General features: G+C 35.8%; 8 protein-coding genes. 4 read left to right on the forward strand and 4 right to left on the reverse strand.

What is annotated here, in order from left to right:
- Window positions 1–94: 94 nt before the first annotated feature.
- The 3 genes from H4J50_RS12320 to H4J50_RS12330 all read left to right on the forward strand — a co-directional run bounded on the left by H4J50_RS12320 (window position 95) and on the right by H4J50_RS12330 (window position 1,709).
- Window positions 95–1,072, forward strand: a complete 978-nt coding sequence (locus tag H4J50_RS12320) for a methylenetetrahydrofolate reductase (RefSeq protein WP_182256753.1) — start codon at window positions 95–97, stop codon at window positions 1,070–1,072.
- Between the two features lie 125 nt (window positions 1,073–1,197).
- Window positions 1,198–1,440, forward strand: a complete 243-nt coding sequence (locus tag H4J50_RS12325) for a hypothetical protein (RefSeq protein ID WP_108455323.1) — start codon at window positions 1,198–1,200, stop codon at window positions 1,438–1,440.
- A 77-nt stretch (window positions 1,441–1,517) separates the two neighbouring features.
- On the forward strand, window positions 1,518–1,709 hold the full coding sequence (locus H4J50_RS12330; RefSeq protein ID WP_239059118.1) for a hypothetical protein: 192 nt from the start codon (window positions 1,518–1,520) through the stop codon (window positions 1,707–1,709).
- Window positions 1,710–1,774: 65 nt separating this feature from the next.
- Here H4J50_RS12330 and H4J50_RS12335 read toward each other — a convergent pair whose 3' ends face one another.
- From H4J50_RS12335 to H4J50_RS12345, 3 genes are all read right to left on the reverse strand, one after another.
- Window positions 1,775–2,164, reverse strand: coding sequence for an acyl-CoA thioesterase (locus tag H4J50_RS12335; RefSeq protein ID WP_182256755.1), 390 nt, complete (start codon window positions 2,162–2,164; stop codon window positions 1,775–1,777).
- Window positions 2,165–2,229: 65 nt separating this feature from the next.
- Complete coding sequence (locus tag H4J50_RS12340) at window positions 2,230–3,300, reverse strand: beta-ketoacyl-ACP synthase 3 (RefSeq protein WP_108455321.1); 1,071 nt, start codon at window positions 3,298–3,300, stop codon at window positions 2,230–2,232.
- Window positions 3,301–3,444: 144 nt separating this feature from the next.
- Entirely contained in the window at window positions 3,445–4,053 is a 609-nt protein-coding gene (locus H4J50_RS12345) for a DsbA family protein (protein WP_182256757.1), read from the reverse strand.
- A gap of 157 nt (window positions 4,054–4,210) precedes the next feature.
- Here H4J50_RS12345 and H4J50_RS12350 point away from each other — a divergent pair, with 157 nt between their 5' ends.
- Window positions 4,211–4,987: a tetratricopeptide repeat protein gene (locus H4J50_RS12350; protein WP_182256759.1), complete on the forward strand. Its 777-nt coding sequence runs from the start codon at window positions 4,211–4,213 to the stop codon at window positions 4,985–4,987.
- Between the two features lie 391 nt (window positions 4,988–5,378).
- Here H4J50_RS12350 and H4J50_RS12355 read toward each other — a convergent pair whose 3' ends face one another.
- Window positions 5,379–7,409, reverse strand: a complete 2,031-nt coding sequence (locus H4J50_RS12355; protein WP_182256761.1) for a M10 family metallopeptidase C-terminal domain-containing protein — start codon at window positions 7,407–7,409, stop codon at window positions 5,379–5,381.
- Window positions 7,410–7,503: the final 94 nt, after the last annotated feature.

Consider the following 7,503-nt stretch of genomic DNA (forward strand, 5'->3'; position numbering starts at 1 on the left):
TTATTATTAGACTAACCAAGATTTTTACTAGGCAACAAGGTAATATAATTAGTCTTAAAGACAATTAATTATCCTTAAAAAAGAAGCAGCGAAAGTGAAAAACGGTTCAGAGTTAAGAGCACGATATAATGATGTCAATCGAGGTGTTTACTTTATTGGCACAACACCACCTAAAAGTGATACCCCTATAGATCAGGTTTCAACCATTGCGGATAAATTACTTGAGCGTGTCAGCGACATCGACTTTGACGGTTTAATTGTTTATGACATTCAAAATGAAGATTCGCGTACTTCCAAACCGCGCCCTTTTCCATTTAAGTCTACGCATGATCCTCGACTTTATTCTTCATTGTTACAACAAAAGTCAAACCGACCGGTTATTACCTATAAAAGTGTTGTGCAATCTAACGGTGATGACTTCAATCAATGGGCAAATGAGGCTTGGCACGAATATGGTATTCGTGACATTGTGCTTGTTGGTAGCCCTTCTCAACAAAATAACATTAGCTTACCTTTAGGAAAAGCTTATGAAACCTTAGTAGCTAATGAAAACGACTTTTTTATTGGTGGCATTACCATTGCCGAACGTCATGCAAATAAAGGTAATGAGCATGCTAAGTTGATTGAAAAACATCAGCAAGGCTGTAACTTTTTTATCTCTCAAGCTATTTATAATCCTCAGGCAACTATAGATATGTTGACGCGATATGCTATTGAGTGTCAGCAACAAGGCATAAAGCCACAGCGCATTATTTTAACTTTTTCACCTTGTGGCAGTATGAAAACTTTAGAATTTATAGAGTGGCTTGGTGTCAGTGTTCCTGAAGCGACTAGCTTACGCATATTAAATGCTGAACGTCCTTTATATGAATCGATTAGAATTTGTAGTAATACCCTAGTTCAAATACTTGATGCAGTATTACCATACAAAGTACCTTTAGGGCTAAACATTGAAAGTTTAACCAATCGTAAAGAGGAAATTGATGGTTCAATATTACTTTACAAATTATTACGCTCAACCATGGATAATTACTTAGCTAAAAAAGAATTAAGTGGCTTATTTACGAACTAATTGGCAACTTTACTTTATCTTGGTTAAAGCTTTAGATACAGTGATTAATCAAGTTAAGGTATTTTTTGTGTAGATACGTTATGCTTAATTTGATTTTTTATTCTGGTTTCAAAGGAGTTTAAAGTATGTCAGGTACTGCAATGGTTGTGGCTATAGTATTTATATCAGTCGGGTTTGGTGTCATGTTCGACATGTACAAGAAGCATTTAGAATTCAAAGAAAAAACATTAAACCATAACAGTCAAAGTAATGAACAAGCGATCGCAATGACAAAGCAAGTTCAAACACTTGAAGCACGTATGCGCGTACTAGAAAAAATTGTGACTGATGAAGGTTATGACCTTAAAAAAGAAATCAATAAACTGTAAAGCCACAACGTTCATTTTAATGTTGATAATCTCAATATGCCCATACTCTATAAATAAGCATTAATATGAAATTAATCATGAAAACTGAATTTGATAATCTACGAAAAAATCCACTTCATGATTACGAAAGCGATACCAACGGTGAAAAGCAGATAGTAAAAATATATCGTGATGAGCAACTTATTGCGAAAAAAATAACCTTAAAGAAATCAATTCGCTACTTTGCTATTACTGGCTACTTACAATTCCTTACCGCGCAAACAGAATAAAAACCTCTTAACTTGAATATACGATGAACAACGCTTTTGTGTACTCCAGACTTCAGTTATATAAATTAGCTTTCAAAGGGATCACTCAAAGACGCTAATGTTTTACCGTGAGGAATAGGTAATTTTGTTTCAGGGTCAACTTGAACAAAAACAATATCATCAGCTAAGCATATGGTTTTTTTAGTTATCTTATTACGCATCATGCATGTAATGGTAATAGAAGTTTTACCGACAGACTTTGTTGATAAGCCAAATTCAACTACATCACCTTGCTGAGCGGGTGATTCAAAGTTAATAGCACCTATATGCTTGGTAACTAAGCAGTTAGTCTCAAGTTGACAAATAGCATATATCGCAGCTTCTTCATCAATCCATGCCAGTGCTCTGCCCCCGAACAATGAATTGGCATAATTTAGATCATTAGGCAAAATTAGTCGACGTGATAAAAAACGCATAGGTATCCTTACTTAAACTGGAAAAACCGACACAGGTTGTGTCGGCAGATAAATTAAAACTTAGTTTACAGTGATTTAGAAGCAATAATATCTTGAACTAAGGCTAAGCCTGATTGCTTACATTCAGGTAGGTCAATATCGGTTGTAGATAAAGCATGAGTTCTATCACCCCATTTTACAACATGTGCGCTCCAAGTTAGACCACCACCGAAAGCAGGAAGTAATACATATGACTGCTTAGCAATAAAACCTTCTTCAATGGCTTCTACAAAAGCGACTAAGGTTGTTGCTGCCGACATGTTGCCATACTTATGAATATTGACAAATACTTTGTCTTTATCCATTTTCAAACGTTTTACAAGGGTATCAATGATACGTAAATTGGCTTGATGAGGTACAACACTTGCTATTTGGTCTGCAGTCAATTGCGCTTGCGCTAAGGCTTTATCACACGCTTGGGCCATACCTGCAACAGCTTTTTTAAAGATCTCTTGACCTAAAAATGCCCAGTTAGACTGGCCAAGCATACGCCCTTGGTTGGCATATTTCATACCCCAACCTTCTACTGACAATATGTCGCGCGACTCGCCGTAACAACCTAATGCTTGTGTAATTACACCAGTTTCTTCAGTCGTTTCTTCTAAATAAAGTGCGGCAGCGCCGTCACCAAATAATACCGCTACGTCACGGTTACTCCAGTCCATAATGGGTGAAATAGTTTCAGCGCCAATAACCAATGCAGATTTAACTACACCACTTTTAATCATAGCGGTTGCTACACTTAAGCTGTACATACCACCGGTACATGCTGTACCTACATCCATACAAGCGGCATTTTCGGCGCCTAATAAACGTTGTACATTAGAAGCAGCATTCGGACAGATTTGATCGAATGTGGTACTACCAAAAACGATTAACTCAACATCTTCAGCTTTTTTTCCAGCAGCAGCTAATGCACGAGCACAGGCAACATAGGCTAGCTCACTAACAGAAACATGAGAAATTCTTCGCTCTTTCATGCCTGTTCTAGAGGTGATCCAATCATCATCTGTTTCCAGAAAAGTTGCTAAATCATCATTACTAAGGATCGCGGGAGGTAAGCACTTGCCCCAACCGGTAATTGCTGCGTATGTCATAATAAACCTTATCTACTGTTGTTTTTACATTCATTACGTAAAGAACAATCTATTTTTATCCTAATATCATACTACAAAAACATTCTTGATTAGAGGGGTTTTTACCGTATTTACAAGCTACCTTTAGCATAAACGTGGCATAAGTTAAATTTTCGATATGATTAACTCATAGCTATTACGCCAATTTTTATAGTCAACCGGGATAGCAATAGGAATATTATCTTTAATTAAAACCAATGAAGGAAAACCTTGGATGGGTAACTGTCGCATTTCAGCAATATCTTTTTTTAATAAAGCATCGGTGTGTTGGCTGTTTATTTGCTCCAAGAAATCATCACCGTCTAAACCAATTTCAACAGCCAATGCTTGTAATGTGGTTATATCTGATGGATTTTGTGCCTGTAAATAATAAGCCTGTTGGATTGCCGAAAGCATAGCCTGTTCTTTGCCACTAGCACGTGCAACAATCGCAGCCCGACATGCAGGATATGTAGAGCGCCTTGGCTGACATTGTTGCCAAAAGTCGAAATTAAATTCTGTACCTAACTGCTCTGCGATATTTCGCCAAGTTTGCTGTAAGAGTGTTTGCATTTCAATTGGCATAGGCTCATTACTATCTGGCGCTAACCCTCCCAGTCTGTAAATTATATCAACATGCTGTGCGAGTGATTTTTGCAGTTTATGCCAGGTTGGTGCATAGCCCCAACACCAACTGCACATGGGATCGTAAATATATACTAAAGTGGAATTCATTGTTTACTCATTCAAATTTGTTGAAGCTTATACGTAAAGTAAGACTAAATTTATCTACATTGTAACAATACCGAGTAAAACTCAAGTTATGTAATGAGTGATTTTTTCCTGTATGCTAATTTACTATAAAGCATTAACCCATAAGGAAGGTGGCTACATGTTAGTAAAAATATGTAAAATATTGACAATAACGTCATTAATTTTAGCCTTTAATACCTCGGCAGTACAAATATCAGAATGCATGAGTGACGAATGTATTACTTACTTTAAATCTTTTAAAAAAGCTTCAAATCGCGGCCACAGTAATGCCATATACAATTTAGCAAAGTTTTATCATTACGGTTTTGGTACAGAAATAGACAAAGCCAGAGCATTAAAGTTTTATAAAAAAGCAGGTATTCATGGCGTTCGAGCGGCTGAATATAAAGCAGGTATGCTCTTACTAACAGAAGAGCAGCTTTATGACTTTGATGAAGGTATAAAGTGGTTAAAACGCGCCTCAAGAAAAGGACAGCCCAACGCCGCATTTTTATTAGGGCAAAGCTACCTTTCTAAACAACGTTATTCAGAAGCAGACATCTGGCTCACGATGGTTTATAAAACTCACCCGACCAAAATTGTACGTTGGATTAAAAAGTCTCAGCAAACCGAAGCATTCAATGCACATAACTTGCCTTCTCTGCATCAAGCACTTGCCGAGACTCCTATTGAGAACTTTGAAATACTCAAAGCCGCTTCTTCAAGCAATATTGAAGTAATCACAATAACCGGCAGACATAGAAATACAGCATTAGATGCAATGTTAGCAGGATTTAGAAAGCGTATTACATCAACAGGCACCAGACTGCCAAATATTACCTGCGACCAAAACGTAGCCTGCAATAAGAAAACCCTGAACGGTATGAAAGATAGTATATGGGTCAGTCAAAAGTAATGATTAGTGACAAATAAAAAAGCTTAAGTAATGAACTTAAGCTTTTAGAAAACATTGAGCTAACACAGAGTTAGCTTAAAACGGCATTTTCATCCCTGATAATTGGGCATTAACCATGATTAACCATCAAGAAAAAGCCTTTTATTATTATATATTTAACTTTTTTCATGTAATCATCATTAACCATAAACAATGAAATTTTATTCCCTCTGTATTCCACAAAACGTCAAAGAAATTACAAAGTAGAAAATATATTGTGTAGCTTACACTAAGAATTTATCCAATTATGTAAATGAAGTTTAGAAAATAACAAAGTCGTTTGCTCGTTTCTAGATGCATTCCCAGTAACGCTTAGTAAACTAAAAAATTATTTTAAATATATTTTTTATATTTATTTTCTAAATAATCTCAATCCTGCGATTAGCAATATAAGATAGCCAAAAGAACCACCACTGCTTTCTTTTTTAGATGGAGTAACAGCAGGGTCTGGCGTTGTATCAATGTTATTAACCGTTATTGTGCGTGTTTCACTTACCTCATCAATACCATCTGAAACAAATACTGTAACTGTTAATGTTGTTGTACCTGTAACGCTTGGAGCAGTAAATGTAACAGTGTCGCTATTATCACCAGTTAGTGTAACTGTTGCACCATCTACAGTCCAACGGTAGGTTAAAGCATCATTGTCAGCATCAGTTGCGGTAACTGTTAGTGTTACTGCTGTGCGTTCATCCACTGTTTGGTCTGCTGTAACATCTGTAATAACTGGTACAGTGTTAGGGATAACTACAACTGAGATAGAACTTGTTACTGTATTTACACCATCTGTAACTTCTAATTGTAAAGTAATTGTTTCTTGAGCATCAACACTTGGAGCAGTAAGGGTAACACTTAATGTATCAGCATTTGTTAAAGTAACATCTGTACCATCAAGTTGAGTCCAAGTATAAGTAAGAGCATCATTTTCAGCATCTACAGCCGTTGCTGTAATGGTTGTTTGTAATGTCTCTCTTACGGTAATAGTTTCTGCTAAGGTAACTACAGGAGCTTGATTAAGATTAACAACTTCTGCTGTACTAAGGTCTGAAAAATCAGTAACAAAGCTTAAAAACTCAACATTTGTTAGTGTATCTTCATCGTCCGTATCAGCAACCGAAGTAACTACAACTGTATAAGCATTAATAAAATCAATAGTATAATCAGATTTAGCACCTGCAAACATTACTGTATCTGTACCATCACCACCGTTAATATCGTTAGCAACCGAGTTAGCAACTAAAGTATCATCACCAGTACCACCCGTTGCATTCTCAATCACAGTATTAATATCAATAGACAAACTGTTATGACTACGGTTTAAATGTTCATGACCACCAGTAGGCGTATCCTCTGTACAAGTACCATCAGGATTCGTTGTAAAATCTCCCTCATAACTACCGTCATAACAATCGGTATACCAACTTACAAAATTAGGAGCAATCGAACTAAATTTACCACCTCGTAAGTCAATAACATTATCTCTTGCGCTATTTTCGACACTAATAGTATCTTCACCACCAGTATCAGCAATTACTTGATGAAAGTCATAATTATCATCATATTCATAAAGAGTGTTTTCTAATTTGTTATCTGTATTTACACCATAAAGACTTTGTAAAGCGATAATATCGTAAATTCTAAAATTTGAAGCGCTATATCCTTCTGAGCTTAAATTACCACTTTGATAAGACATTACTGTATTAAATTGATGATTATCTTCTTCGTCAAGAGGGAAAGGTGCTGAATTGCCACCAATTACATTAAATGGGTGAAACAAACCTAAAACATGACCAATTTCATGAGAAATAAACCATTTAGAACGAGAAACATCATGTTTGTAATCAACATCATAATGTTTGTAACGAACATAATTGTTTTCACGGTCTGGGTTTAAATAAGGTAAGTTATCAACATCACTTAAAGAAACAGCTTTATAACCAGTATCATCAGGAGTTTGTGGAGGTAAAGAGGCACCATTACCTACCGTAGGGGAAATTCTAAATACAAAATTAGTAATAGAAATATCGGTAGTTTCAATCAGTGTAATGTTAGTAAAACTCATAACATCATTAAGTATTTCAACAATTACATCTTTTTCATATTGATGAAAACTACGTTGAACATCATTTGGTGAAATATAACCAAGAGTATCACCTGCAAAAGCATAATAAACGGTAACAGGAGTCCCTAAAGGACTTGCGTTGTTCCAACGAGATAAGCCATAAGGAGCTAAAGCGTCAGTGATATATTGAGTTTCAACTTCATTACCAAAATAATGAACTTGTGTAAAATCTTGAACAACATCTGCTGTTGCCATTGTTGCAAATGCCGATGTTGCCATGAGAGATATACATAGTGCAGAACGCATAACTTTTTTATACATTTTAAATCCTTTAAGTGGAAAGTCCCTATCATTATTAGAGAGTTTCCAGTCCAATATAGACAGCAATGATAAACGTAAAATCAATAATAATCAT

Origin of the sequence: Colwellia sp. 6M3, from assembly GCF_014077595.1 — a bacterium.
Taxonomy (GTDB): domain Bacteria; phylum Pseudomonadota; class Gammaproteobacteria; order Enterobacterales; family Alteromonadaceae; genus Cognaticolwellia.

Excerpts from the sequence above, each read along its gene's own strand:
- H4J50_RS12325 (WP_108455323.1), top strand. The coding sequence starts at position 1,198 with ATGTCAGGTACTGCAATGGTTGTGGCTATAGTATTTATATCAGTCGGG.
- H4J50_RS12330 (WP_239059118.1), top strand. The coding sequence starts at position 1,518 with ATGAAAACTGAATTTGATAATCTACGAAAAAATCCACTTCATGATTAC.
- H4J50_RS12335 (WP_182256755.1), bottom strand. The coding sequence starts at position 2,164 with ATGCGTTTTTTATCACGTCGACTAATTTTGCCTAATGATCTAAATTAT.
- H4J50_RS12340 (WP_108455321.1), bottom strand. The coding sequence starts at position 3,300 with ATGACATACGCAGCAATTACCGGTTGGGGCAAGTGCTTACCTCCCGCG.
- H4J50_RS12345 (WP_182256757.1), bottom strand. The coding sequence starts at position 4,053 with ATGAATTCCACTTTAGTATATATTTACGATCCCATGTGCAGTTGGTGT.
- H4J50_RS12350 (WP_182256759.1), top strand. The coding sequence starts at position 4,211 with ATGTTAGTAAAAATATGTAAAATATTGACAATAACGTCATTAATTTTA.
- H4J50_RS12355 (WP_182256761.1), bottom strand. The coding sequence starts at position 7,409 with ATGTATAAAAAAGTTATGCGTTCTGCACTATGTATATCTCTCATGGCA.